Raw genomic sequence first — 24,139 nt, forward strand, 5'->3', positions numbered from 1 at the left:
CCTCCCACGACACCTGCAGCAACAACCGCTGCTGCGGATCGGTCGCCAGCGCCTCCCGCGGACTCATCCCGAAGAACGCCGCGTCGAACTCGGCGGCGTCTCGCAGGAACCCGCCGTGCCGCGTGTACGAGGTGCCGGGCCGCCCGGGGTCCGGGTCGAAGAGGGCGGCGAGGTCCCAGCCGCGGTCGGCGGGAAATTCGCCGATGGCGTCGACGCCGTTGGCGACCAGGTCCCACAGGTCCTCCGGCGAGGCGACCCCACCAGGGAACCGGCACCCCATCCCCACGATCACCACCGGATCGTCGTCCGCCGCCCGCACGGCCGCGGCGGACGCGTCCGCGCGGGTGCCGCCGGCCAGGTGGCGGGCCAGGGCGGCGGGAGTGGGGTGGCTGAACAGCGCGGCGGCGGGGAGGTCGGCGCCGAAGGCGGCGTTCAGCCGGTCACGCAGCTCGACCAGGCCCAGCGAGTCGAGGCCGAGGTCCCGGAACGTCGCCTCGGGGTCGACGCGTCCCGGATCGGCGAACCCGAGCACCGCCGCCACTTCCTCGATGACGCGGCGCTCCCCGGCCCCGGTGGAGGGTACGGCGGGAAGGGCGGTGGAGAGGGCGGGCGGCGCGGGAACCGTAGCAGGAGCCTGAACGGAGACCGGAGCGGGAGCAGCGACGGCCGGTACGTCCCCGCCCGGGGCCAGCCAGTGACGCTCGCGCTGGAAGGGATAGGTCGGCAACGGGACCCGGGGGCCGCCGGGCGGGAAGACGGCGTCCCAGTCGAGGCGCGCCCCGGCGGTGAACAGTCTGCCGACGGCGGCTTCGACGTCGTCGTCCTTGCCGAGGACCGGCACGAACGTCGCCTCCGCCCCCAGGGTCTCCCGCCCGGCCGCGCTCAGTGCCGTCCCCGGTCCCGCCTCCACGAAGATCCCGGCCCCCAGCGCGCTTAGCCGGGTCAGGCCGTCGGCGAAGCGGACCGTACGGCGGGCGTGCTCCACCCAGTAGCCGGCCCAGTCGTCCGCGCCGGCGAGGTCGAGCGGTTCGCCGGTCACCGTCGACACGAACGGGATGCGGGCCGTGCCGTACGTGAGCCCGTCGAGCACCGCGCGGAACTCGCCGAGCGCGGGGTCCATCAGCGGCGAGTGGAAGGCGTGGCTCACCGGGAGCCGCCGGGTCCGGTGCCCGCGGGCCACGGCGAGGGCGGCGACGGCGTCGAGCGCCGGGTCCTCCCCCGCGACCACGACCGACCGCGGGCCGTTCACGGCGGCGACGACCGCGAGGCCGTCCACCTCCGCGAGCAGCCCGGCCGCCTCGTCCTCCGGGACCCCGACGGCGAGCATCCCGCCGCCGGTGGGCAGCGCGTCCATCAGCCGCCCCCTGGCCGCGATCAACTCGGCGGCGGACGGCAGGTCGAGCACGCCCGCGACGTGCGCCGCGGCCACCTCTCCGATGGAGTGACCGGCGACGAAGGACGGCTCGACCCCGAGCGCCTCAAGCAGGCGGAAGGTCGCGACCTCGACCGCGAAGATCGCGGGCTGGGTGAAGGCCGTGCGGTCGAGGAGCCGGGCCTCCTCGCTGCCCGGCTCGGCCCAGACGACGTCCCGGAGCGGCCGGGGCAACCGCTCGCCGAGCGCCGCCGCGGCCTCGTCGAACGCGGCCCGCCAGGCGGGGTGGTCGCGGTGGGCCCGCCGTCCCATGCCGGGCCGCTGGCTGCCCTGCCCGGGGACAGCACCGCGACGGGCGCGGTCCTGGCCCGGCCGGTGACGAGGCCGGCCGCCGGGCGTCCCTCCGCCAGCGCCGCCAGCCCCGCCGTCACGTCCCCCGTGATCGCCGCCCGGTGGTCGAAGGCGGTCCGGGTGGTCGCGAGGCTCCGCGCCAGGTCCGCCGCGCGCCGCCCGCCGAACGACCCGTGCCCGCCGGACGACTCCGACCCGCCGGAAGCATCGTTCGCGGTGGAAGCCGCGGCATCGCCGGAATCCTCACGCCCGGCGGACACCCCGTGCGCGGTCGAAATGTCAGGCGCGGCCGAGTTGTCCCGTCCGTCGAGGAGGTCGTGCCCGGTCAGGAGGTCGCGCAGCCTCGCCGCCTGCTCGCGCAGCGCCGCGCCGGTGCGCGCGCTGAGCACGAGGAGGGGGTGTGCGCCCGGCACGAGGGAGTCGCGGTCCGGAGATACGGCCTGCTGCGTGGAGGGCGTCCCGCTCTCCTGCCGGGGCGGTTCGGCGACCACGATGTGGCAGTTGGTACCGCCCATGCCGAACGAGCTGACGCCCGCGACGAGCCGCTCGCCCTCGCGGGGCCACGCCCCGCCCGTGCTCCGGACGGACAGGCCCCAGCCGTCGAAGTCGATCTCCGGATTCGGTTCGGCGAAGTTGAGGCTCGCGGGCAGCCGCCGCCGGTCGACGCTCAGCACGGTCTTGATCAGCCCGGCGATGCCCGCCGCGCCCTCCAGGTGCCCGATGTTCGTCTTCACGGACCCGACCTGGAGAACCGGCCCGTCACCGAGGCGGGCCAGGCCCAGGCCACGCGCCTCCACCGGGTCGCCTACCCGGGTGCCGGTGCCGTGCAGTTCGACGTACTGCAGTTCCGAGGGCGCGACGCCGGCGGCCGCCCACGCCCGCCGGAGCACCTCTGCCTGGGCGCGCGCGCTGGGCGTGGTGAGGCCGTCGGTGCCGCCGTCGTTGTTGACCGCGCCGCCGAGCAGCACGGCGTAGATCCGGTCGCCGTCCTCGACGGCGTCGTCCAGCGCCTTGAGCAGCACCAGCCCGGCGCCCTCGCCCCGGACGTAGCCGTTGGCCCGGCGGTCGAAGGTGTGGCACCGGCCGTCCGGCGACAGCCCGCCGAACCGGGCCACCGCCGCCGTCCCGGCGGGGTCGACGATCAGGTTGACGCCGCCCGCGAGCGCGAGGCGCGACTCCCCGCGCCGCACGCTCTCCGCCGCGAGGTGGACGGCGACCAGCGACGACGACTGCGCGGTGTCGACCGCGACGCTCGGCCCGCGCAGCCCGAGCGTGTACGACACGCGGTTGGCGATGATGGCGCGGGTGGTGCCGGTGAGGGTGTGGCGGCCGATCTGGGAGCCCCGCGACAGCACGGCGTACTCGTCGGCGATGGAGCCCACGAACACACCGGCAGGCGTGTCGCGCAGCGTGGCGGGCACCACCCCGGCGTCCTCCAGGGCCTCCCAGGCCAGTTCCAGGACGAGCCGCTGCTGAGGGTCCATGGCCGCGGCCTCGCGCGGGGAGATCCCGAAGAACTCCGCGTCGAATCCGGCGATGTCGTCGAGGTAGCCGCCGTACCGCACGCCGGGGTGCTCGCGGGCGAGGTCATCGAGCAGCGCGGACCGCGCCCGTCCCTCGGGCACCTCGCGGACGGCCGCCCGGCCCTCCTCCAGCAGCCGCCACAGGGCGCCGGGGCCGGGTGCACCGGGCAGGCGGCACGCCACTCCGACGACCGCGACGGGCCGGGACACCTGCTGGTCGGGGCTGATCACGTCGTGCCTCACTCTCAGTCGTGGTGCGGGCGGCCGGCGAGGGAGCTCAGACGGGTACGGCGAGCCCTCGCCGTACCGTCTCCGCGACGTCCTCCAGCCGCCGGGTCAGGTAGAAGTGATCTCCGGGCAGGACCGTGAGCCGGAAGGGGCCGGTGGTGTGCTCCCGCCACCGGTCGGCCTGGGCGATCGTCACCCGCGGGTCGCGGTCGCCGACCAGCGCCGTGATCGGGCAGCGGACCCGGGCACCGGGTTCGGGCAGGTAGGCGCGCAGCGCCCGGTAGTCGCCGCGCAGCGCGGGCAGCACGAGCTCGCGCAGGTCCGGGCTCTCCAGCACCTGCCGGGAGGTGCCGCCGAGGAACAGCACCTCCTCCAGCAGGGAGCGGTCGTCCCGCAGGATCGCCGGGTCCACGCGGGTGAGGGCGGGGGCCCGCCCCCCGGAGACGAACAGCCGCTCCGGGGGCGTGCCGAGCCCCCGCTCGGCCAGCAGCGCCGTCTCGAACGCGACCAGGGAGCCCATGCTGTGCCCGAAGAACGCCGTCCGGGCGCCGTCCGGCTCCCCCGCGATCACCTCGGCCACCCGGCGGGCCAGCGCGCGCACGTCCTCCACGGCGGGCTCGCGCCGCCGGTCCAGGCGTCCGGGGTACTGCACGGCGAGCACGCGCACCGCCGGCGCGAGGGCCCGCGCGAGCGGGACGAAGAAGCCTGCCGAGCCACCGGCGTGCGGGAACGCCACCAGGCAGGGGGCGTCCGGCGCGGCCGGGGCGTACTCGCGCAGCCAGTCGCCCCGGACCCACGCGGCGGCGGTCACCGGCCTGCCCCCGCACGGGCGGCCTCCAGGGCCGCGGTCAGCGCCGCGATCACCTCGGGATCGGCGTCGGGCCGCATCCGCTGCACGGCGAGCAGGCTCCACACCCGGGTCTCGGCGAGGTGGGAGGGGGCGCCGTGCACGTCGTCGTGCTCGACCAGCCGCAGGTCCCGCACGTGCCGCTTCAGGCGTTCGACGTCGCCGGGAGGGATGATCTCGTCGCGCCGGGCGGTCACCGCGGCGAGCGGCACGGTGAGCGCGGCCAGGTCGGCGTCGCCGAGGGCCCAGTCGCGCACGTGGGCGAACACGGCCTCCGGCGGCACTCCGGTGAGATGCGCGAGGGTGTCGCGGGTGATCTTCGGCACCCGGGCCTGCCAGGCGGCGTCGGTGAAGAAGTCGTGGATCGGCGGCCCGTTGCCGACCACGCCCCGCACCCGCGGGTCGCGCAGCGCGGCGGTGATCGCCGCGTGGCCGCTGAAGCTCAGCGCGAGCAGGTACGTCTCGCTCACCCGGGCCCGGCCCTCCAGCGCGTCGAGGATCGCCGGGAACAGGGTCCAGGCGTCGGGGCCGTACCGGAGCGGGCTCTCGCCGACGCCGGGCAGGTCGGCCACGACCCCGGCCATGCCGAAGGACGCGATCTGCGGCAGCACCGCCCCCCCACTGTTCCTTGGGGCTCACGATGCCGCCGGTCATCACCAGCAGCGGCCGGGGCCGCTCGGCCGACAGCCCCGCGGCCCACACCCGCACCGGGACCCCGCCGACCTCCACGACGACCGGTTCCAGGCCCGGCACGCCGCGCCGCCACCGGTCGAAGGCGTCCAGGGCGCGGGCGAGCGCCCGCTTGCGGCCCGGACCGTCGACGTACGGGAACCGGCCCATCGTGTAGTACTGGGCGGCGAGGGCCGTCTGTCCCGCCGCGTCCCACTCGTCGCCGGCGCGGATCCACTCGTACGGCCAGGAGCCCGGCTCGTCGCCCGCGTCCGTGGTGACGCGGTCCAGCAGGGCCGCGTAGTGGTCGGCGGGCAGGCCCTGCGAGATCGCGTGCGCCACGACGAACCGCTTGAGCTCGGTCAGGTCGTTCATTCCTCGTACGCCTCCAGCGCGTCCTTGATCTCGGTGAGCACGTCGGCGGCCTCCGCGCCGTCGATCACGCGATGATCGAAGGCCAGCGACAGGCGCATGACCGGGGCGATCACCACCGCCCCGTCCCTGGCCACCGGTCGGTCGGCGATCCGGCCCACCCCGAGGGTGATCGTGGTCCCGCCCACCGAGTGGAAGGCGTCGACCGCGCGGTGGCCGAGCGAGGTGACGCTGAACGTGCCGGTGATCGCGGGCCGGCGGTCGAGCAGCCCGGCCGCCTCGCGGAACCGGTCGAGCGCCTCCCGCCAGGGCAGCCGCCGCAGCGCGCGGATGCCGGCGAACTCCTCGGCGGTGCCGGGGTCGGCCGCCGCCGCCCGGTCCAGGTGGGCCTGCACGTCGGCGAGCGACGCCGACTCCAGCCCGGGGATCACGGTCGCGAGCACGACCCGGCGGCCCTCCCACGTCTTGTCGAGGGTGACCTTGGCCGCCACGGTGTCGTAGGACGCGATGACCGGGTCGAGCCCGCCGTGGATCGCGGCGTTGGCCTCCGGGTGCTTGGCCAGGACACCGGCGGCCGCGTGCACGACGTAGGAGACGACCGAGCGGCGTCGTCCCGCCCGGCGGGCCCGCTCGCGTCCGGCGACGATCGCGGTGGCGTCCACCTCCGTGTCGAGGAACACCGGCGAGAAGTCGCGGATCTGGTCGAGGAAGAACAGCGTGTGCCTGCGCTGCGGAGGGAACGGCCGCCCGGTCATCGGTTCACCAACTCGTAGATCGTCTCCAGGCTGGCCGCGTCGAGGAAGTCGGGCAGCGACAACGGACGGCTGACCCGCTTCTCCAGCAGCACGAGCATGGTCAGCAGGTGCAGCGAGTCCCAGCCCGGCACCTCGTCGAACGTCCGGCCCAGGTCCTCGGCGGCCACGGCGAGGCCGATCTCGTCCCGCAGCAGGTCCACGAACTCCGCCCGGCTGATCGCGGCCGTCATCACACACGCTCCAGGGCGAGACCGGACCTGATCCACTTGCTCGACTCGATCGCGACCGCGATCGCCCGCGACGGCCGCGCCATCGCGGGCAGCAGCCGGTCGAGCTGGAAGAACAGCAGGGCGTTGCCGTTGTTGCCGGTCTCGGCGACGCAGGAGACCTCCTCGGCCGCCGGGAAGGCGAGCCTCGCGGTGATCTTCGCGGTCATCGTGACGGACAACTGCGGCGGCAGGAGGTAGCCGACCTCCGCGCGATCCCAGCCGAGGTCGTCCAGCAGTTCGTCGGCCGTCTCCTCGGCGAGCACCGGCACGTGCTCCTCGATCGCCTTGTAGTCCTCGCTGGCCGGGGCCTCGCCCGCGTCGCGGTCGGCCAGGCCGTACCAGCGCAGGGTCTGGCCGGGCGCGCGGCCGAGGCCGGACAGCCGGGTGAGCACCGACCGCAGCACCGGCGCCTCCGGGTGGTCGCCCACGGCGAGTACGGCGGCGCCCGCGCCGTCGCCGAACAGCACGTAGTTGACGAGTTCGTCCGGCGGCAGCGCGGTCAGGTCCGCCTTGACGTCGTAGTGCTTGGCGATCACGTCGCCGCCGATCACCAGCGCCGTGCGGTACCGGCCGGTGGACAGCAGCGAGGCCGCGACGTCGAAGGTCTGCACCGCACCCGAGCAGCCCGACTGGAGCTGGAACGTCGGCACGCCGTCGATGCGGAGCCGGTCGGCGACGACGTTCACGGTCGCCGGCATGAGCGTGTCGGGAGTGGCGGTGCCGAGCACGACCACGTCCACGTCCTCGGCGGACACGCCGGCCCGGGCGAGCGCCTGGGCCGCGGCACGCTCACCGAGATCGGCCAGGCTCTCGCGCCGCTCGCCGGTGGACAGGTCGACCGCCAGGTGACGCGTCCGGGTCCCGATGAACGTGTCGACCCACTGCCGCCACACCTGGTCCATGCCGAACGCCGCGGCCAGGGCGGCGGTGTCGATGGGCGGGCCGGGAAGCGCCGTACCCACCGACAGAAGTCGTACCGGTATGTCCCCCATGCGCTCCTCCAACGAGTCGCGTCCGTGCCGCCCGCACGCTGCGCGGCCACGGCCGGGATGGTGACCCGGATCTACTGATCACTGCTCAAACGCTAAGAGCGGCCACTAAAGCAGCCCTAAGCCCCGGATTTCGGGCACAGGAGTCACCGTGAGCGCAGTCACCGGAGCCGGGACCAGGGGGTGGAGTGTCGCGCGGCCCGCGGGCAGTGCCGCCCGCGCCGGGCCACCCCTTCGGGCAGGATCCGCCTGATTACGGGACCGGCAGGATCTGCCGCGGGCGGCCCGGAGGGGTCGCCCGGAGCTTCCACTCGCGCGGGTATCCCACCGAGACCTCCTCGAAGCGGACCCCGTCGTGCCAGGTGGTCCTCGGGATGTGCAGGTGGCCGTACACGACCGTGGCCGCGCGGAAGCGCAGGTGCCAGTCGGCGGTGGCCTCGGTGCCGCACCAGATGGCGAACTGCGGGTATCGCAGGATCCGGGTCGGCTCGCGGACCAGGGGGTAGTGGTTGACCAGGATCGCGGGCAGCCCCTCCGGCAGGTCACGCAGCCGCCGCTCGGTCTCCTCCAGTCGCGCGGCGCACCACGCCTGCCGCGACGGGTACGGGTCGGGGTGCAGGAACCTCTCGTCGCTGCACACCACCCCGGTCTCGTACGCCTGGGCGAGCGCCTCCTCGGCGGTCCGCACGCCGGGGGTGCGGAAGGTGTAGTCGTACAGGACGAACAGCGGGGCGATCACGACGGGGCCGCCGGCGCCCTCCCAGACGGGATAGGGGTCCTCGGGGGTCGTCACCCCCAGCGAACGGCACACGTCGACCAGGCGGCGGTAGCGTGCCTCCCCCCGTAAGGTGACCGGGTCGCCGGGATGGGTCCACAACTCGTGGTTGCCGGGAGCCCACACGACCCTCGCCCAGCGTTCGGACAGCAGGCGCATCGCCCACTCGAAGTCGGCCAGGAACTCGCACACGTCGCCGGCCACCAGCAGCCAGTCGTCCGGCGAGGACGGCAGCAGGCCTTCCAGGATCGCCCGGTTCTCCGAGTAGCCGATGTGGAGGTCGCTGATGGCGAAGAGCCGTGCGCTAGACAACGGCGGCCTCCGTGCACGCCCCCTCCGGCCGGTCGGCGCCGGTGACGTCACAGGCGGTCAATCCGGCCAGACCGGCCAGTGTGTACCGGAAGGCCAGTGTGTACCGGAAGGCCAGGGCGTCCAGGAAGGCGGCCGGCCGCCGCCCGGGCGGCGCGCCGGACCCGAGGGAAGACGGCCCGATGTCGATCGCCTCGCCGATCGCCACTTCCGCCTCCCGCCGTCGACGTTCGGACTGCCGGTCCGCATACTACTCGCCAAGATCGGAGCAACGGTCCGATCACGCCTCGCGGTAGGCCTCCACGGCCTTCCGCACCGACGCCGGGCGACGCGGCAGGTGGCGGTGAACGGCAGGCCGCGCACCCCGCCCGCGCGAGGTCTGTCGGGCCGGCGGTCGGCTCGTCCCCTACGGCGGGTGAGGAGGTGTCAGGGCTGGATGTTCTCCAGGTCCTCCAGGAGGCCGGGGTGCGTGGGCTGCCACCCGAGGACCTCGCGGGTGTGGGCGCTGGAGGCCGGCTGGTCCATGGCGAAGATCGGGCCGAATGGGCCGAAGTTCTCCTGCGGCACCGCCTCGACCGGCAGGCCGAGTCGCCGGCCGATGACGGCCGCGATGTCGCGTACCGCGTCGCCCTCGTCGGCCACGGCGTGCCAGACCGTCCCGGCGGGCGCCGACTCGAGAGCCAGCCGGAACAGGACCGCCGCGTCGAGCGCGTGTACGGCCGGCCAGCGCTGGGTGCCGTCGCCGGGGTAGCCGGACACGCCGGTGCGGCGCGCCTGATCCGTCAACAGGCCGGCGAATCCGCCCTTGCCCTCGTTGTGGACCGTGCGCGGCATGCGGACCGCCGTGGCGCGGACACCGCGCGAGGCCAGCTCCAGCAGCGCGTTGACCGAACGGCCGCGACCGCCCACCGGTCCCTCGGTCGGCGCGGGGTCGGCCTCGGTGGAGAGGCGGCCCGGCACCCAGGGCGTGCCCGAAACCGTGACGATCGGACGATCGCTGCCGAGCAGTTCCTCGCCCAGAACGGCGAGAGCGGCGCCCTCCTCGGCGATCGACTGCGCGACGGCCTCGTCAGTGCTGTAGTCGCCGCCGAACGCCAGGCTGATCACGCCGTCGCACTGTGCGGCGCCGGCCCGCAGGACGTCGAGGTCGGCCAGTTGCCCGCGCAGCACCTGGGCGCCGGCGTCCGTGAGGGCCTGCGCGGACTTGTCCGAGCGGGCCAGCGCGAGAACGGTGTGACCGTTGGCGAGCAGTTCGGCGACGACGGCGGAACCGATGGTGCCGGTGCCGCCGGTGACGAAAACGTGCATGGAACTCTCCCGAAGTGACGAGACCTTTGTCACATCACTCTACACACCGACGGGACACATGTCCCATCACCTATGATGTCCTCCATGGCCCGATGGCAACCGGAGACGACCCAGCGACTCGTCGTCGCGGCCGTCGACCTGTTCACCGAGCAGGGGTACGACGCCACCACGGTGGCGCAGATCGCCGAGCGCGCAGGCGTTACCAAGAGCACCTTCTTCCGGCACTTCGCCGACAAGCGCGAGGTGCTGGTCGCCGGACAGGAGACCCTGAGCCGGTTGCTCGCCGAGGGGATCGCCGAGCGCCCGCGAACGCCAGCCCGCTCGAGGCGGTCGCAGCCGGTCTCGAACGCGCATCCAGCGTCATGGGGCCGGCGAACCGCGAACTCGGCCCCCGCCTGAAAGCAGCCGTAGCGGCCAGCGCCGAACTCCAGGAGCGAGACGCACTCAAGAGCGTCGGTCTCGCTGCCGCCATGACCGCCGCGCTCATCGCCCGCGGCGTCCCGGACCCGACCGCGCACCTCGCGGCCGAGCTGGGAGTCCTTGCCTTCAAGCGCGGGTACGCCCAGTGGTCCGAAGGCGATCGGGATGACGCACGAGGGCTCGCGTACCATGCGTTGGCCGCCCTGCAGGATCTGCGCGCGGCAACGGCGTCGCTGGGTTGATAGACGTCGTACCGACCAGGAACCGGGGCAGGCCGGGTCGGTGGCGATGACGCGGCGGCGGACCGTGTAGCCGTACCGGCTCGACCCCGCCGGGCGCCGAGGCGGCTCGCGGAGCCAGGCGGTAGTGGTTCTGTTCGCGGGAAGTGACCGCACCTGGCCGGTTACCGTTGCTTCGCATGACGCACACGGAGATCGAGATCACCGCGGAGCTGGTGCGGGATCTGCTGCGCGACCAGCACCCCGACCTGGCTGATCGCCCATTGCGCCTCGGCGCGCGTGGCTGGGACAACCAGTTGTGGCGGCTCGGTGACGACCTCGCCGTCCGGTTGCCCTGGGCGACGCGCTCCGCGGACGCGCTGCTGCGCAAAGAGTACGCCTGGCTGCCCGCCCTCGCCCCGCGCCTCCCGCTGCCGGTTCCCGTTCCGCAGCGCCTCGGCGAGCCCTCCGCTCTGTTTCCACGTCCCTGGATCGTCACCACCTGGGTGCCGGGCGAGCCCGCCGACCGCGCCCCCGTCACGCGCGCCGCGGAGGCGGCCCACACCTTGGCCGCCTTCCTGACGGCTCTGCACCGACCCGCCCCCGACGAGGCGCCCGCCGACCGCTTCGGCCGCGGAGGGCCGCTGGCCGATCACGCCGAGGGTTTCGCCAAGCAGCTCGCCTCGGCCACCGAGATGGGGCTCGTCCCCGACCCGGACGCCGTCCGCGCGGTCTGGGAAGACGCCGCCGCCGCGCCCGACTGGGCAGGCCCGGCGCTATGGCTCCACGGCGACCTGCATCCCGCCAACATCCTCACCGCGGACGGCACCTTCTGCCGCGTGATCGACTTCGGCGACCTCTGTGCGGGCGATCCGGCCTGCGACCTCGCCGCCGCCTGGATTCTGCTGCCGGACGGCGCCGCCGACCGCCTCCATGACGCCTACCAACCGGCCCCGGCCGCCGCGACCCTGCGCCGCGCCCGCGGCTGGGCGGTGCTGCGAGCCCTCAGCGGCATCCTCATCGGCGAAGCCGGCGTACGCGGCCGCCCGGGCGGCAAGGCCACGTGGGGCCCACCCGCCCACGCGGCACTGCGGCGCCTCGTCGCAACGGCCCACCGCTGACCGCTGAAGTCTCTGATGCCCACTTACACTGTTACGACGATTACAACGGGATGGACGTAGTCGACCGCGGGGAGGGAATGAGCCGATGAGCCTTCGTCAGTTCGAGTACGCCCTGGCCGTTGCCGAGGACGGCTCGGTGACGGCGGCGGCGGAGCGCCTGCACGTCGCTCAACCGTCGATGTCCCAGCAGATTCGCAGCCTGGAGCGGGAACTCGGCGTGAAACTGTTCGCCCGCACGCCGACCGGACTGGTCCCCACCGTGGCCGGCCGAGCGTTCCTGCGGGAGGCGGAGGTCGCGGTGCGGGCCTCGCGGCGGGCGAAGGCGGCGGCGCGGGCCCATGCCCACGATCTGGTGGGCGAGCTGGTGGTCGCGGTGCAGATGGGTTTCGGCACGCGGCAGCTGCCGGGCGCGCTGGGCGCGCTGCGCCGCCGCTTCCCGCGGCTGGAGGTCACCGTCTTCGAGGAGCCGAGCTCCGCCGAGCTGGAGCGGCTGGGGCGCCGGGGCGTGCTGGACCTCGCCCTGATGGCGGCGTGCGAGCAGTCCCCCGACGACGCCCACCACCTCGGCGACGAGGAGTTCGTCGTGGTGCTGGACGCCGGGCACCGGCAGCTCGCCGCGGACCGGGTCGAGCTGCGCGAACTGGAGGGAGAGCCGTGGGTGAGGTTCGACCGCGACAGCGCGCTCGACGGTGTGCTGATGAACGTGCTGCGGGACAACGAGCTGACCCCGACCACGGTCGCCCGCGTGTCCCAGACGGCGACGGCCGTGCGCTGGGCCGCCCACGGGCTGGGAGTGACGCTCGTCCCGGCCTCCGCGGTGCCCCACGGTTACGAGCACCTCGTCCGCCCGGTGTTCCCGGTCGTGTCCCAGCCCGTCATCGCCGTGGTCCGGCCCGGCCCGGGCCCGGCGGAGACGGCCCTGCTCGAACTCCTGCGTCAGGAAACCTGGCACGACTCCGCATGCTTCTCACCGGTGTCCTGACGACCCGGGCAGGAAGCGGGCGCCCCCAGGAGCGACCGGTGCGGCCCTGTGGCAGAACGGCAGGACGAACTCAGAACTGGGTTGCGCCTCCGTCCGCGACAAACTCGGCGCGGGTGGTGTAGGCCGCTTCTTCGGCCATCCCGCTTTCCAGAATCCCCATGTCGACGGGACCGGGACGAATGGCGATGTGCCGGGTTTTCCCTTGAGTTTTTCCGTACCGGCGTTCTGGAATGCCGTCGGCGTCAACCCCTGGGGAATTCGCCGCCGTCCACGACGAGATTGCTCCCGGTCAGCCAGCTCGCCCGGTCGGACACGAGGAACAGCACGGCGTGGGCGATGTCGTCGGGCTGGCCGTCGCGCCCCAGCGGCACGGCGGTGCCGTTCTGGTCCTGCGCCGCGTCCAGGCGCGCCCACTCCTCCCGCGTCCGTTCACCGCCGGGGGTGGCGACTCTGCCGGGAGTCACGGTGTTGACTCGGATTCCGAACGGGGCCAGCTCCAAGGCCAGGCCCCGGCTGTAGTTCTCCAGCGCCGCCTTCGCCGCCGTGTAGTGCAGGAACGGCGCTACCGGGGTGGCGACCGCGGCCGAGGAGACGTGCACGATCACCCCCGAACGCCGTTCCCGCATCCCCGGTGTCAGCAGCGAGTCCAGCCGCACCGACGCCAGGAAGTTCAGGTCCAGCGCGTCCTGCCACTCCTCGTCGGGGATGGCCGAGCTTCCCTTGTGCGGTCGCGCTCCACCCACGTTGTGGATCACAATGTCCACGCCGCCGAGCGCCTCCTGCGCGGCCGCGGCGAGCGCCTCCGCCCCAGCCCTTGTCCGTACGTCGGCCTGCACGAAGGTGGCCCCCTCCGGCACCGTGCTCGTCGCCCACCTGGCGGTCGTGAGCACCTCGGCACCCGCGTCCAGGAGTTGGCGCACGACGGCCGCTCCGATTCCGCGGGAACCACCCGTGACCAGAGCGCGCTTTCCCGCGAGTTCTCGAATTCCCGATCCATTCTCGATCGCGGTCATGCTACCCGTCCTTTCGATCGCGTTTCAGTCCGCTCGACATCAGAAGAATCGACGTGCCCAGAGCGCGAATCTACGAAGAAATCGCGGTGAGCAACCCGTCGAGCTGTTTCACGGTACGTCCGGAAAAGAACGAGAGGCAAAGACGGAATGTAAGCAGACGCTATAGGCGATACCTATGGCGCCCGGCCCCTCCCCCCAGAGACCGGCGCAGGAGCCGCCAGATCCCACACACCGACCGGCCTCCCGCGACCTGCTGCCGGGAGCCACCGGGGCCGCATCGTCCCCCCGGCCGTCCACAAGCCGGGACCCCTCCCATCGCGGCGGTTGGCACCGAACCTTTGGGGCTGGGGAGGAGTCGAAGAAGACAGGGCGCAGTCGCGCCTTTTCCGATCGCCTTCGCCAAAGGAGCCTGTGACCGATGGCTCGGTGGTTGTCCCGGCGTTCCCACGCTTTGCAGGGTGTCGGGTCGTTCGCGTTCTTCACGGCCTGGTTCGGCATCCTGATCTCGATGCTCGTTGCCCAGGTCTTCGGCATCGTGTCGGCCCTGGACCTCGGGCGGCACGGCGTCCACACCACCGGCGTCGCGCTCTCCACCCGCTCGGAGACATGGAACGACGCCGACGGCGACCCCGTCACCGTCCACTACACGAAGATCGGTTTCACGGTGGGCACGGAACGGCACGTCGAGGAGATCTCCGGCCGGTACACGACCGGGGAGAAGGTCCGGATCGTCTACGACCCCCAGAGCGTGAACGTCGTCAGGAGCGAGGAGGACACCGGCCTCGGTGGACTGGTCGGGGATTTCGTAGGGGTCGCCGTCCTGCTCGCCATGCTCGTCTTCGGCGTCAGCTTCGCCATCTCCTGGTACCGGGAGTGACGATTCGTCAGCAAGCCCGGCCGGAGATCCGGCCGACCAGGTCGACGCTCACGACGGACCCAGTCTCGTACCACCAACCGGGCCACTGATCGGCCGCGGTGGCGATGCGGGTCACGACGTCGGCGATCGCGTCGGCGGTCATGCGCCCGTCCGGGTCGCCGATCGGGCACCTGCCGTGGATCAGCGGCGGGGCCGCGGCCTTGCTCCGGGAGCTATTGGTTGTGATCGTTAACATAGCCGAGGGCTCTCAGCCCTTAACATGGACATCCCTCGCATTGGTATCGTTCACATCGGCAGGGTCGGTGGGGAAAGGGTGTCTTGTGGCAGGTAGCCGTCGCTCGGGGCGTCCAGCGGTGATCGGGGACGTCGCACGACTGGCCGGGGTCTCCAACCAGACCGTCTCCCGGGTGCTGAACGAGCATCCGAATGTCCGGCAGGACACCCGCGATCGGGTCCTGGACGCGATGCGGAGGCTCGATTATCGCCCCAACCTGATGGCCCGCGGTCTGGTCCGGCAGAAATCACACATGCTGGGTGTGATCAGCTTCGACTCGGTGCTGTTCGGACCGGCCACGACCCTGCTCGGCATCGGGCGCGCGGCCCGGGCCCGCGGGTATGGGGTGACGATACTCACTCCGGAGAGCGGCGACCGGTCCAGCATCGTCGACACGGCCGCCTCGCTGGCGAGCCAGGCGGTCGCCGGGGTGGTCGTCGTCTTCCCATCCCAGGCCGCCACGACGACCGCGCTGCTCAGCCTCCCCGCGGGGCTTCCCGCCGTCGCCGTCGAGGCGGCCCCGGACGACGCGATCCCGGCCGTGCGGATCGACCAGTTGACAGGGGCTCGGATCGCCGTCCAGCACCTGCTGGAACTCGGCCACGAGACGGTGTGGCACGTCTCCGGCCCCCGCGACAGACTGGACGCCCAGGCCCGGGTCGACGGATGGCGCGCCACGCTCGAGGAGGCCGGCCGTACGACACCTCCGGTCGTCGTGGGCGACTGGAGCGCGGAGTCGGGCTATCGGGCCGGCCTCGAACTCGCCGAACGGCCGGGCATCACGGCCGTCTTCGCCGCGAACGACCACATGGCGCTCGGCCTGCTGCGCGCGTTCCACGAGCGGGCATCCGGGTCCCTGAGGACGTGAGCGTCGTGGGCTTCGACGACATCCCGGAGGCGGGTTACCTGATTCCCCCGCTGACGACCATACGGCCCGATCACGAGGAGGTCGGGCGCCTGGCCGTGACGACCCTGCTCGGTCTCGTCGACGAGACCGAGCAGGACGCCACCGCTCCCCCGTACGTCGTCCCTACGCTGGTGCGACGCCGCAGCACCGCCGCACGCTGAGGGGCGTTACTGGATGCCTTCCTTCACGAGGGTCCACTGCTGGCAGGCGCAGCCGGTGTCGCCCCACTGGTCGGCGATGGCGCCGTCCGCCGTGGAGTTCTGGTAGATCTCCAGCAGCTTCCCGCTGTTGCGATTGGGAACCTTGTAGTAGCCGCTGTCGGTCGGCGTCAGCGACCAGTGCTGGTAGGTGGCGCCGTTGGAGGATCGCTGGTCGGCCTGGGTGCCGTTGGCGGTCGAGCCGGACGGGATCTCCAGCAGTTTGCCGCTGTTCTTGTTGGTGAAGGTGTAGTAGCCGGAAGTGCCCGCCGACGAGACCTTCCAGATCTGGGTCATGTGGTCGGTGTCGCCCCACTGCCCTGCCCCGGCCCCGTCCGTGGTCAGGGCGGACGCGATCTCGAGGTACTTGCCGCTGTTGCGGTTGACAATCTTGAACTCGCCCGGGACCGCGACTCCCGACCGGTGGACGTCGATGAAGTCCAGCTCGGCGTAGGTGCCGTTGTAGGAGAACCGGATGGTGTTCGTGCCGGCGTTCAGGGCGGTGGTGAACTGCGCCCAGCGGAACCGGCCCCAGTCGTAGGTCGGCGGGTACGACAGTGTGAAGGCGGTGCCGCCGTTGACACTCACGAGGTGGCTGCTCGTCGCGCCGGTCCCGTTGTCGTAACGGACGTTGACCGTGTACGTCCCGGCCGGCGCCTTAACGTCGAACTGGACGTAGCTGGTCGAGTAGTTGATGTTGCCGATCTTGGCGCCGTTCGAGGCGTCGGCGTGGGTGACGGTCGAGACGTTGTTCACCGTGGCCCGCTCGGCCTCGTAGTGGTCGGCGTTCAGCGGGATCGTGCCGACCCGGATGTCGTTGTACGTCGTGGACGCGTTCTCCACGTTGGTCGCCTGGTAGAGCGTCGTGCCGTCGGGGCTGACGTCGATGCCCTGGGCGAAGCCGGAGAAGAAGCCGCCCTGGGTGTCGGAGGCGTCGTAGGTCACCGCGAACGGGAGCCGTTCCCAGTTGCCGAGCCCCAGGTTGTAGTTGACGAAGAAGTCCTGGCCGCCGTTGATGTTGCCCGAGCTGTCCAGGCCCCACTTCGACGCCACGACGATCATGCCGTTCGGGCCGCCGGCCGGCACCCAGCGCACGTACGGCGAGGAGCCGATGCCCCGGCCGTCGGCGAGCTTGATCTGCGTGCCCAGCCCGCTGGGCCAGGTGACGCCGTCGTCGGACAGCTTGTAGTAGACGGGAGCCGTGTTCAGCGTCTGGCTCGGCCGGTTGACCACCTCGTACGTGGCGATGTACTTGCCGTTCGGCAGCTTGGCCACGGTGATCATGCCCGGCCTGTCGCTCTTGTTGCCGACGGCGGCCACGTTCACGACCGGGCCCCAGGTCAGCCCGCCGTCGGTCGACTTGCGGTAGACGACCGCCTGCAGCACCCCGGACGCCTTCTGCCGCTCGTCGGAGAAGTAGCAGACGAGGTTGCCGGACGCGTCGATGTTGAGCGACGGCTCCCACACGGTGGTGGTCGTCGACGTCGGGCTCGGGTCGTAGACGGCGGGACCGCCGGTGTCGACCGTGCTCAGGTACGTCCAGGTGGAGCCGCGGTCGGTGCTCTTGTAGAGCACGATCCTGCTGCTGGACCTGTCGGCCGGCATGAGGTTGCCGGCCAGCAGGACGGTGCCCGCCGCGAGGCCGCCCACGGCCTGCGGCAGCTCGTACAGGAACGGCTGCGAGGTCAGCGTGAGCGAGGGGAACGTCGAACTGGGGACGACGTCCGAGACGTGCGACCAGGTCGAGCCGCCGTCCGTGCTGCGGTAGATGGGGTAGACCTGGTGGCCGCTCACGTAGACGAGCTGGTCGTAGGTGACGAGCAGCTCGCCGTTGTGCGTCCCGTTGTTCTTCAGCGCGATGATCTTCGCGTACGTGGTGCCCGCGGGGTCGAAGGCGCTCCCCGCGGGCGGCGAGTAGACGAGGGAACCGTTGCCGGTCGTCACGGCCTGCGCCGTGCCGACCGGCACCAGTAACGCGGCCAGCAGCACGAGCGTGGTGAGGATCGCTTTCACACTGTGTCCTTCCGTTCCATTCGAAGGGCGGTCCACGACTCGGGGGCGAGCCGCAGGATGGTGGCGCTGGCGTCGTCGGCGGCGTGAGCGGTGAAGGCCCCGGGTTCACCCGAGCCGGCGGCCGTGAGCGTCCAGCCGTCGAGCACGGCCAGCCGTCCCGGACCTGCCTGGGCCAGGCGCACCTCGGCGGGCTCATTCGAGCGGTTGGTGACGAAGACCGCCAGTTCCTCGGTCTCCTCGTCGTACGTGGCGGCGACGGCCACGGCCGGGACGTCCCCGTGCCGTACGGTCGCGACCTCGGGGCAGGAGACGACCGTACGCAGGCTCAGGCCGTGGGCGAGCCGGGCCGCCAGCGCCGTGGGGTAGAAGATGGTCTGCCGCCGGGCGGCCCCGCCCACCTCGGTGAGGATCGGCGCGCTGACGTTGACCAGCAGCGACAGGCAGCCGATCTTGACCCGGTCGGCGTTGTTCAGCAGGGCCACCAGCAGGTCCCCGACCACGACCGCGTCGAGCGGGGTGTAGACGTGCTCGGTGATCGGGACGGCCACGTCCAGTTCCCGGGCCGAGATGTCGACCACCGGGTCGCGGGTCCACACGTTCCACTCGTCGCAGGACAGGTTGATCTTCTTGCTCCGGCCGAGCCGCGCGCCGACCGCGTCGGCGGTCGCCACGACGTCCCGGATGAAGCCGTCGAGGGCGGCGCCGGACCCGAGATACCCCGCGCGCTCCCCGTCGTTGAGGTAGTACGCGTGCAGGGAGACGTAGTCGGCGACGTCGTAGGCCTGCTCCAGGACGTCGGCCTCCCAGTAGCCGAACGTCGGCATGTGGCGGTGGCTGCTGCCGCAGACGACCACCTCGATCTCCGGGTCGATCATCTTCATGGCCTTGCCGGCCTCGCGGGCCAGCCGGCCGTACTCGGTGGCGCTGGTGTGCCCCGTCTGCCAGGGACCGTCCATCTCGTTGCCGAGGCACCACAGCGGGACCCGGTGCGGCTCCGGCGTGCCGTACGATCTGCGCAGGTCGGACCAGCGGGTGCCGCCCTCGACGTTGCAGTACTCGACCAGGTTCGCGGCGTCCTGGACGCCCCGGGTGCCGAGGTTCACCGCCATCATCGGGATCAGGCCGCCGCGCCGCGCCCAGCCGAGGAACTCGTCGGTGCCCACCTCGTTGGGCTCGATGCCACGCCAGGCCAGGTCGATGGTCCGGGGACGGTCCGCGACCGGCCCGACCCCGTCCTCCCAGCGGTAGCCGGACACGAAGTTCCCACCGGGGTAGCGGACCAGCGTGGTCCCCAGCTCGCGGACCAGATCGGCCACGTCGGTCCGGAATCCGTAGGGGTCGGCGCCGGGATGACCGGGCTCGTAGATCCCGGTGTAGACGCACCGGCCCATGTGTTCGACGAACGACCCGAACAGCCGCCGGTCGACCGGACCACGGTGGAACTGGGTGCTGATCGTGATGTCAGCGGTGAGCAATGAGACTCCCGGGTTACTTGACGCTCCCGGCCAGCAGCCCCTTGATGAAGTGGCGCTGGACGAGCAGGAAGATGATCACGGTGGGGATCGTCGCGATGGTGCAGGCCGCCATGAGCTGGCCCCACAGGTCGAAGCCGCTGGAGGTGGACCCGCCGGTGACATTGGTGGCCAGGCCCGCCAGCAGCACCGACACCGTCTGCCGCGCCGGGTCGTTGACCGCGACGATGGGCCAGACCAGGTCGTTGTAGATGTTGAAGAAGGTCAGCACGGCGAGCGCGGCCAGGCCCGGCCGGATCACCGGGACCACGACCGACCAGAACGTCCGCAGCGTGCCCGCGGCGTCGATGGCGGCCGCGTCCAGCAGTTCGTCGGGCACCTGGCTGATCGTCTGCCGCATGTAGAAGACGCTGAAGGCGTCCACCGCGCCGGGCAGGGATCAGCGCCTGGTAGGTGTTGATCCAGCCGAGCTGCTTCATCTCCAGCAGCAGCGGGATGACCAGCGTCAGCGTCGGCAGCATGAGGGTCAGCAGGACGACGCCGAACAGCAGTTCCTTGAAACGGAAGCTGTACTTGGCGAAGCCGTACCCGGCGAGGGGGCACAGGACCATCGTGATCGCGCCCTTGACCGCGACGACCAGGACGGTGTTGCCCAGCGCCTGGCCGATCGGCACCGAGCCGAACATCGCGCGGAAGTTGTCCAGCGTGAAGGGGCCGACGCCGAGCGGGTCGTTCAGGATGCTCGCGCCCGGTTTGAGCGACGAGACGACCATCCACCAGATCGGGTACAGGAAGACGACGACCGCCAGCGCGACGAGCAGGTAGCCGGCGCCACGCCGCAGGCCGGTCATCTCGACTCCCGGAAGACGCGCACGGCCGCCAGCGAGAGGCCGAGCACCATGATCACCAGCAGGAAGGTGTTGGCCGCGCCGGTGCCGAGGTCCGAGGCGCCGATGTGCTGGAAGAGGTACAACCCGGTGGTCGTGCTGCTGTTGTAGGGGCCGCCCCCGGTCAGCACGTACGGTTCCAGGAACATCTGTGAGATCCCCAGGGTCGAGATGACCACGAAGAACGCGATCGCGTGCCGCATCAGCGGGACGGTGACGGACCAGAAGGTGCGGACGGGGCCCGCGCCGTCGAGCGCGGCCGCCTCGTAGACCTCGCCGGGGATGCCCTGGATCGCGGCGAGCATGATGATCAACGCGAACCCGCTGCTCTTCCACAGCACCAGCAGGGCGATGGTCACCTTGGACCAGCCGGTCGAGGTCAGCCACTCCACGGACGGCAGGCCGGCCATCCCCAGCAGGTGGTTGACCACGCCGTAGTCCCGATCGAAGATCAACACGAAGGCCTGGGCCATCGCCGCGAGCGGCGTCACGTACGGAATGATCACGGCGGTGCGCAGCAGCCGTTTGAACCGGAGCTTCGCCCTGGACAGCGCCCCGGCGGCCACGATCGCACCGATCGTCTGAGCCGGCACGATGAGCAGCCAGATGATCGCGCTGTTACCCAGTGCGCCCCAGAAGTCCGGGTTGGTCAGCAGGTAGGTGTAGTTGCTCAGGCCCACCCACTTGTACGTGGCCCCGCCGTGCCAGTCGATGAAGCTGAGCTGGAGGGCGTAATAGAGGGGATAGGCGCCGAAGGCCGCGAAGAACACGAAGAACGGGGCCACGAGCAGCGGCCCCCTCCAGCCCGTACGCGGCCCGCGCCGGCCGCGTCGCTTGGGCAGGGCGGCCACCTGTCGCGGGGCCGCGCGGTTCGCCAGGAGGGACACGGCCGGTCAGTTCCTGTCGATGAGGTTCTTCTTGATGTCGGCCGTGGATCTGGAGATCACCTCGTCGACCGACATCTTGCCGTCCATGAGCCGCTGGAGGTTCGCGCCCAGATACTTGGCCGCCTGGCCGTACCAGGTGGGGGCGGTGTAGCCGGCCGGGATGTCGAGCGCGGCCTTGGTGCTGATCGCCCAGTTGTCCACTCCCCCGAGCTGGGGGAGCCGCTCGACCAGCGGCTTGGCCGGGTCGAGGGCCGACTTGACGGACGGCACGACCGTGTTGAGGCCGGTGGGGTAGACCGAGTTCTTGGAGAACACCTTGCGGTAGCCCTCGGGGTCGTAGACGGCGAACTCGTAGAACAGCCAGGCGAGCTCGGGGTTCTTCGCCTTGGCGGGGATGACGAACGAGCTGCCGCCCATCAGCCCGGACCGCGCGCCGCCCTGGGTCCATGCGGGCAGGTTGGCCACCCGCCACTGCCCGGTGGTCTTCTTCAGGCCCGACTGGGGGATGAAGATGAACCAGATCGCCCAGGGAACGAGGGAGATGATCTGCTCGTCCAGCATGGTGATCTGGGCGGTGCTCGCGAACTTCTGCCGGGCGCCGAGTCCCTCGTCGACGACGGTCTTGATCCACGTGAGGGCGCGCCGGGAGGCCTCCCCGTCCAGGGTCAGGTTGCCGGAGGGGTCGACCAGTCCGTGTCCCTGCTGCTGGTTCAGGAACATCGTGTACCACATCATGCCGAGCGTGTCGTCCTGCTCCAGCGGGATGGGGCGCGCCTTCGGGTTCTTCGCCTTGATCGCGCGTGCCGCGTCGAGCAGGGCGTCGTAGCCGGTCAGCGAGGCGGGGTCGACGCCGGCTCCGGACAGGACCGCGTCGTTGTAGTAGAGCAGACCGGGGTCGGTGTCCCACGGGACGCCGACGAGCCGTCCGCCCTGCGTGAGGACGTCGAGCTTGAACTGGATCGTGTCGTCCCGGTACTTGGCCATGAGTGCGGTCAGGTCGTAGAGGTGCTCGCCGTGCTGGCCGATCTGGTCGTCCTCCCAGAAGGACCCGTCGGGCAGCCCCGCGCCACTGATCAGCGCCGGTGGGAGCTTGGTGTTGATGTCGACCCCCTTGAGGTCGACCTTCACGTTCGGATATCTGGCGTTGAACGCGGGGACGACCGTGCGGAAGACCTTCAGCAGGTCGTCGTCGCGCATCCAGAGCGTCACCTGGCCGCGTACGTCGGCGCCGGCGGACGGGGCCGCCGACGAGCCGAGCGCGGCCGGCTTGTCCGATCCCGTCGGCACCCCGCAGGCCGCGAGCAGGCTCCCGGCCGTGAGGACGCCGAGGCCTCGCAGCACGTCCCGGCGAGACGTTAGCGATAACAATTGATCATGAGGATAGGCCACGGCGATCTCCCTGATTACTGACGGGTGGCGAACCCGGCCTCTGTTCACAACGGCCCGACCCGGCCGTTGAGGCTCGATTGTTAACGATGCCAAACAGGAGCGTCAAGGGCCCGTTTCCTCAGGTTTACCGGGGTGCTCACCGTTGTTATCGTTATCAACCGTTGCCTTGACCCCGGGATGTCCCCGCTCGATGCTGGCGGGCGTGACGTCCATGTCCCCTCTGGAGCGCAAGTGCTGGAAGCACGCCTCACGATCGACCCCGCATTCCGCGTCGCCCCCGTCCGGCGGCGGACGTTCGGCACGTTCGTCGAACATCTCGGCCGCTGCGTCTACACCGGCATCTACGAACCGGGCCACCCCACCGCCGACGAGGACGGCTTCCGCGCCGACGTCCTCGCCCTGACCCGCGAACTCGGCGCCACCACGGTCCGCTACCCCGGCGGCAACTTCGTCTCCGGCCACCGCTGGGAGGACGCCGTCGGCCCGGTCGAGCGGCGCCCGGCCCGGCTCGACCTCGCCTGGCACAGCACCGAGCCCAACCGCGTCGGCGTCGACGAGTTCATGCGCTGGTGCCGCAAGGCCGGCCTCGAACCGATGATGGCCGTCAACCTCGGCACCCGCGGCGTGGGCGAGGCTCTCGCCCTGCTCGAATACTGCAACCACCCGAACGGCACCGCCTGGTCCGACCTGCGCGTGGCCAACGGCGCGAAGCGTCCGTACGACGTGCGCATGTGGTGCCTGGGCAACGAGATGGACGGCCCCTGGCAGATCGGCCACAAGAACGCGGCCGAGTACGGCCGCCTGGCCGCCGAGACCGCCCGCGCCATGCGGATGTACGACCCGGCCCTCGAACTGGTCGCCTGCGGCAGCTCCAGCTCGAGCATGCCCACCTTCGGCGCCTGGGAGGCCACCGTCCTGGAGCACACCTACGACCTGGTGGACTACATCTCCTGCCACGCGTACTACGAGGAGAAGGACGGCGACCTCGGCTCGTTCCTCGCCTGCGCGACCGACATGCAGCACTTCATCGACTCGGTGACCGCGACCGCCGACGCCGTCGGCGCGAAGCTGAAGTCACGCAAGAAGATCAACCTGAGCTTCGACGAGTGGAACGTCTGGTACCAGTCCCGTTTCCAGAACGCACCGGTCCCCGCCGACTGGCCCGTGGCACCCCGGTTGCTGGAGGACCACTACCACCTCGCCGACGCCGTGGCCGTCGGCTCCCTGCTGATCACCCTGCTCGCCAACAGCGACCGCGTCACCGCCGCCTGCCTCGCGCAGCTCGTCAACGTCATCGCCCCGATCATGACCGAACCCGGCGGCCCCGCCTGGCGGCAGACCACCTTCCACCCCTTCGCCCAGGCCGCCCGCCACGCCACCGGCGACGTCCTGCGGGTCGAGACCGACAGCCCCACGTACGACACCGCCGACTACGGCGAGGTCCCGCTGCTGCACGCCACCGCCACCACCACCGGGGACCAGACCGTCGTCTTCGCCGTCAACCGATCCGTGGACCGGCCGCTCTCGGTCACCGTCGACGGCCCCGTCACGCGGGTCGTCGACGCCACCACCCTGACCGACCCCGACGTGTACGCCCGCAACAGCGCCGGCACCCCCCGACCGGGTCCACCCCCCCGCCCCCTGCCGGCCGACGGTACGACCGTCACCCTGCCGCCCGTCTCCTGGAACGTCATCCGGTTCGCCTAGCGGGCGGG

At 71.7% G+C, this 24,139-nt stretch carries 23 protein-coding genes and 2 pseudogenes; 8 read left to right on the forward strand and 17 right to left on the reverse strand.

All coding sequences use genetic code 11. The annotated features are described in order from the left end of the window. The 10 genes and pseudogenes from B1L11_RS13130 to B1L11_RS13175 all read right to left on the reverse strand — a co-directional run. Positions 1-1,684, reverse strand: a 1,684-nt coding sequence (locus B1L11_RS13130; protein WP_143737228.1) for an acyltransferase domain-containing protein, incomplete at its 3' end; no start/stop codon positions are given. A gap of 344 nt (positions 1,685-2,028) precedes the next feature. Beyond that, a pseudogene (locus B1L11_RS13135) lies at positions 2,029-3,489 on the reverse strand (beta-ketoacyl synthase N-terminal-like domain-containing protein); the annotation flags it as partial. Positions 3,490-3,523: 34 nt separating this feature from the next. Then, on the reverse strand, positions 3,524-4,285 hold the full coding sequence (locus B1L11_RS13140; protein WP_079314735.1) for a thioesterase II family protein: 762 nt from the start codon (positions 4,283-4,285) through the stop codon (positions 3,524-3,526). Beyond that, entirely contained in the window at positions 4,282-4,932 is a 651-nt protein-coding gene (locus tag B1L11_RS48165; RefSeq protein WP_218671071.1) for an alpha/beta fold hydrolase, read from the reverse strand. Before B1L11_RS48165 ends, B1L11_RS13140 begins: the two co-directional genes overlap by 4 nt. Positions 4,933-5,361: 429 nt before the next feature. Next, a complete protein-coding gene (locus B1L11_RS13150; RefSeq protein ID WP_079314736.1) occupies positions 5,362-6,117 on the reverse strand; it encodes a 2-oxo acid dehydrogenase subunit E2 in 756 nt (251 codons plus the stop codon). Further along, positions 6,114-6,347, reverse strand: coding sequence for a phosphopantetheine-binding protein (locus B1L11_RS13155; protein WP_079314737.1), 234 nt, complete (start codon positions 6,345-6,347; stop codon positions 6,114-6,116). The genes B1L11_RS13150 and B1L11_RS13155 overlap by 4 nt, the downstream gene beginning before the upstream one ends. After that, entirely contained in the window at positions 6,347-7,378 is a 1,032-nt protein-coding gene (locus B1L11_RS13160; protein WP_079314738.1) for a 3-oxoacyl-ACP synthase III family protein, read from the reverse strand. Before B1L11_RS13160 ends, B1L11_RS13155 begins: the two co-directional genes overlap by 1 nt. 250 nt (positions 7,379-7,628) lie before the next feature. Further along, entirely contained in the window at positions 7,629-8,462 is an 834-nt protein-coding gene (locus B1L11_RS13165; protein ID WP_079314739.1) for a metallophosphoesterase, read from the reverse strand. Then, positions 8,455-8,667 (reverse strand): hypothetical protein, encoded by a 213-nt coding sequence (locus B1L11_RS13170; RefSeq protein WP_079314740.1) that lies wholly within the window; start codon positions 8,665-8,667, stop codon positions 8,455-8,457. The genes B1L11_RS13165 and B1L11_RS13170 overlap by 8 nt, the downstream gene beginning before the upstream one ends. A gap of 218 nt (positions 8,668-8,885) precedes the next feature. Further along, a complete protein-coding gene (locus tag B1L11_RS13175) occupies positions 8,886-9,767 on the reverse strand; it encodes an SDR family oxidoreductase (protein WP_079314741.1) in 882 nt (293 codons plus the stop codon). Positions 9,768-9,851: 84 nt separating this feature from the next. On the opposite strand from B1L11_RS13175, the gene B1L11_RS48170 reads away from it, so the two are divergent. The 4 genes from B1L11_RS48170 to B1L11_RS13190 all read left to right on the forward strand — a co-directional run bounded on the left by B1L11_RS48170 (position 9,852) and on the right by B1L11_RS13190 (position 12,508). Further along, positions 9,852-10,166 carry a helix-turn-helix domain-containing protein gene (locus tag B1L11_RS48170; protein WP_218671072.1) on the forward strand — a complete coding sequence of 105 codons (315 nt, stop codon included), beginning with the start codon at positions 9,852-9,854 and terminating at the stop codon, positions 10,164-10,166. 71 nt (positions 10,167-10,237) lie between these two features. Beyond that, positions 10,238-10,429, forward strand: coding sequence for a hypothetical protein (locus B1L11_RS48175; RefSeq protein WP_218671073.1), 192 nt, complete (start codon positions 10,238-10,240; stop codon positions 10,427-10,429). A 176-nt stretch (positions 10,430-10,605) separates the two neighbouring features. Continuing rightward, entirely contained in the window at positions 10,606-11,526 is a 921-nt protein-coding gene (locus B1L11_RS13185; protein WP_079314742.1) for an aminoglycoside phosphotransferase family protein, read from the forward strand. A gap of 85 nt (positions 11,527-11,611) precedes the next feature. Then, positions 11,612-12,508 carry a LysR family transcriptional regulator gene (locus tag B1L11_RS13190; protein ID WP_079314743.1) on the forward strand — a complete coding sequence of 299 codons (897 nt, stop codon included), beginning with the start codon at positions 11,612-11,614 and terminating at the stop codon, positions 12,506-12,508. 242 nt (positions 12,509-12,750) lie between these two features. On the opposite strand, the gene B1L11_RS13195 is transcribed toward B1L11_RS13190, so the two are convergent. Continuing rightward, the gene (locus tag B1L11_RS13195; RefSeq protein ID WP_079314744.1) at positions 12,751-13,521 is read right to left on the reverse strand and encodes an SDR family oxidoreductase; all 771 of its coding nucleotides are present in this window, start codon (positions 13,519-13,521) and stop codon (positions 12,751-12,753) included. Positions 13,522-13,939: 418 nt separating this feature from the next. Between B1L11_RS13195 and B1L11_RS13200 the strand changes: the two genes are divergently transcribed. Beyond that, the gene (locus tag B1L11_RS13200) at positions 13,940-14,398 is read left to right on the forward strand and encodes a hypothetical protein (protein ID WP_143737229.1); all 459 of its coding nucleotides are present in this window, start codon (positions 13,940-13,942) and stop codon (positions 14,396-14,398) included. Positions 14,399-14,405: 7 nt separating this feature from the next. Here the strand turns inward: B1L11_RS13200 and B1L11_RS46770 are convergent, their stop codons facing one another. Continuing rightward, positions 14,406-14,633 carry a hypothetical protein gene (locus B1L11_RS46770; RefSeq protein WP_179155121.1) on the reverse strand — a complete coding sequence of 76 codons (228 nt, stop codon included), beginning with the start codon at positions 14,631-14,633 and terminating at the stop codon, positions 14,406-14,408. Between B1L11_RS46770 and B1L11_RS13205 the strand changes: the two are divergent. Then, positions 14,539-15,740 (forward strand): annotated as a pseudogene (locus B1L11_RS13205) (LacI family DNA-binding transcriptional regulator). The gene B1L11_RS46770 and the pseudogene B1L11_RS13205 sit on opposite strands and share 95 nt — an antisense overlap. Positions 15,741-15,746: 6 nt before the next feature. Here B1L11_RS13205 and B1L11_RS13210 read toward each other — a convergent pair. The 3 genes from B1L11_RS13210 to B1L11_RS48180 are packed head-to-tail and all read right to left on the reverse strand — an operon-like array spanning position 15,747 to position 19,685. Continuing rightward, a complete protein-coding gene (locus B1L11_RS13210; protein WP_218671074.1) occupies positions 15,747-17,789 on the reverse strand; it encodes an RICIN domain-containing protein in 2,043 nt (680 codons plus the stop codon). Further along, positions 17,786-19,264 (reverse strand): alpha-N-arabinofuranosidase, encoded by a 1,479-nt coding sequence (locus B1L11_RS13215; RefSeq protein WP_256862502.1) that lies wholly within the window; start codon positions 19,262-19,264, stop codon positions 17,786-17,788. Before B1L11_RS13215 ends, B1L11_RS13210 begins: the two co-directional genes overlap by 4 nt. A gap of 13 nt (positions 19,265-19,277) precedes the next feature. Next, the gene (locus B1L11_RS48180; protein ID WP_218671075.1) at positions 19,278-19,685 is read right to left on the reverse strand and encodes an ABC transporter permease subunit; all 408 of its coding nucleotides are present in this window, start codon (positions 19,683-19,685) and stop codon (positions 19,278-19,280) included. A gap of 71 nt (positions 19,686-19,756) precedes the next feature. On the opposite strand from B1L11_RS48180, the gene B1L11_RS48185 reads away from it, so the two are divergent. Then, the gene (locus tag B1L11_RS48185) at positions 19,757-20,086 is read left to right on the forward strand and encodes a hypothetical protein (protein ID WP_218671076.1); all 330 of its coding nucleotides are present in this window, start codon (positions 19,757-19,759) and stop codon (positions 20,084-20,086) included. A gap of 22 nt (positions 20,087-20,108) precedes the next feature. On the opposite strand, the gene B1L11_RS13225 is transcribed toward B1L11_RS48185, so the two are convergent. After that, positions 20,109-21,035 (reverse strand): carbohydrate ABC transporter permease, encoded by a 927-nt coding sequence (locus tag B1L11_RS13225; RefSeq protein WP_143737230.1) that lies wholly within the window; start codon positions 21,033-21,035, stop codon positions 20,109-20,111. 6 nt (positions 21,036-21,041) lie between these two features. Next, positions 21,042-22,376: an ABC transporter substrate-binding protein gene (locus B1L11_RS13230; RefSeq protein WP_218671077.1), complete on the reverse strand. Its 1,335-nt coding sequence runs from the start codon at positions 22,374-22,376 to the stop codon at positions 21,042-21,044. A 279-nt stretch (positions 22,377-22,655) separates the two neighbouring features. On the opposite strand from B1L11_RS13230, the gene B1L11_RS13235 reads away from it, so the two are divergent. Then, complete coding sequence (locus B1L11_RS13235) at positions 22,656-24,131, forward strand: alpha-N-arabinofuranosidase (RefSeq protein ID WP_079314747.1); 1,476 nt, start codon at positions 22,656-22,658, stop codon at positions 24,129-24,131. Positions 24,132-24,139: the final 8 nt, after the last annotated feature.

It is taken from the genome of Microbispora sp. GKU 823, assembly GCF_002027145.1.
In the GTDB taxonomy this organism is placed as follows: domain Bacteria; phylum Actinomycetota; class Actinomycetes; order Streptosporangiales; family Streptosporangiaceae; genus Microbispora; species Microbispora siamensis.

Coding starts and splice junctions, on each gene's coding strand:
- B1L11_RS13185 (WP_079314742.1), top strand. CDS start 10,606: ATGACGCACACGGAGATCGAGATCACCGCGGAGCTGGTGCGGGATCTG.
- B1L11_RS13150 (WP_079314736.1), bottom strand. CDS start 6,117: ATGACCGGGCGGCCGTTCCCTCCGCAGCGCAGGCACACGCTGTTCTTC.
- B1L11_RS13195 (WP_079314744.1), bottom strand. CDS start 13,521: ATGACCGCGATCGAGAATGGATCGGGAATTCGAGAACTCGCGGGAAAG.
- B1L11_RS13155 (WP_079314737.1), bottom strand. CDS start 6,347: ATGACGGCCGCGATCAGCCGGGCGGAGTTCGTGGACCTGCTGCGGGAC.
- B1L11_RS46770 (WP_179155121.1), bottom strand. CDS start 14,633: ATGTTAACGATCACAACCAATAGCTCCCGGAGCAAGGCCGCGGCCCCG.
- B1L11_RS13190 (WP_079314743.1), top strand. CDS start 11,612: ATGAGCCTTCGTCAGTTCGAGTACGCCCTGGCCGTTGCCGAGGACGGC.
- B1L11_RS48170 (WP_218671072.1), top strand. CDS start 9,852: ATGGCCCGATGGCAACCGGAGACGACCCAGCGACTCGTCGTCGCGGCC.
- B1L11_RS48185 (WP_218671076.1), top strand. CDS start 19,757: ATGACCAGCGTCAGCGTCGGCAGCATGAGGGTCAGCAGGACGACGCCG.
- B1L11_RS48175 (WP_218671073.1), top strand. CDS start 10,238: ATGACCGCCGCGCTCATCGCCCGCGGCGTCCCGGACCCGACCGCGCAC.
- B1L11_RS13200 (WP_143737229.1), top strand. CDS start 13,940: ATGGCTCGGTGGTTGTCCCGGCGTTCCCACGCTTTGCAGGGTGTCGGG.
- B1L11_RS13160 (WP_079314738.1), bottom strand. CDS start 7,378: ATGGGGGACATACCGGTACGACTTCTGTCGGTGGGTACGGCGCTTCCC.
- B1L11_RS13175 (WP_079314741.1), bottom strand. CDS start 9,767: ATGCACGTTTTCGTCACCGGCGGCACCGGCACCATCGGTTCCGCCGTC.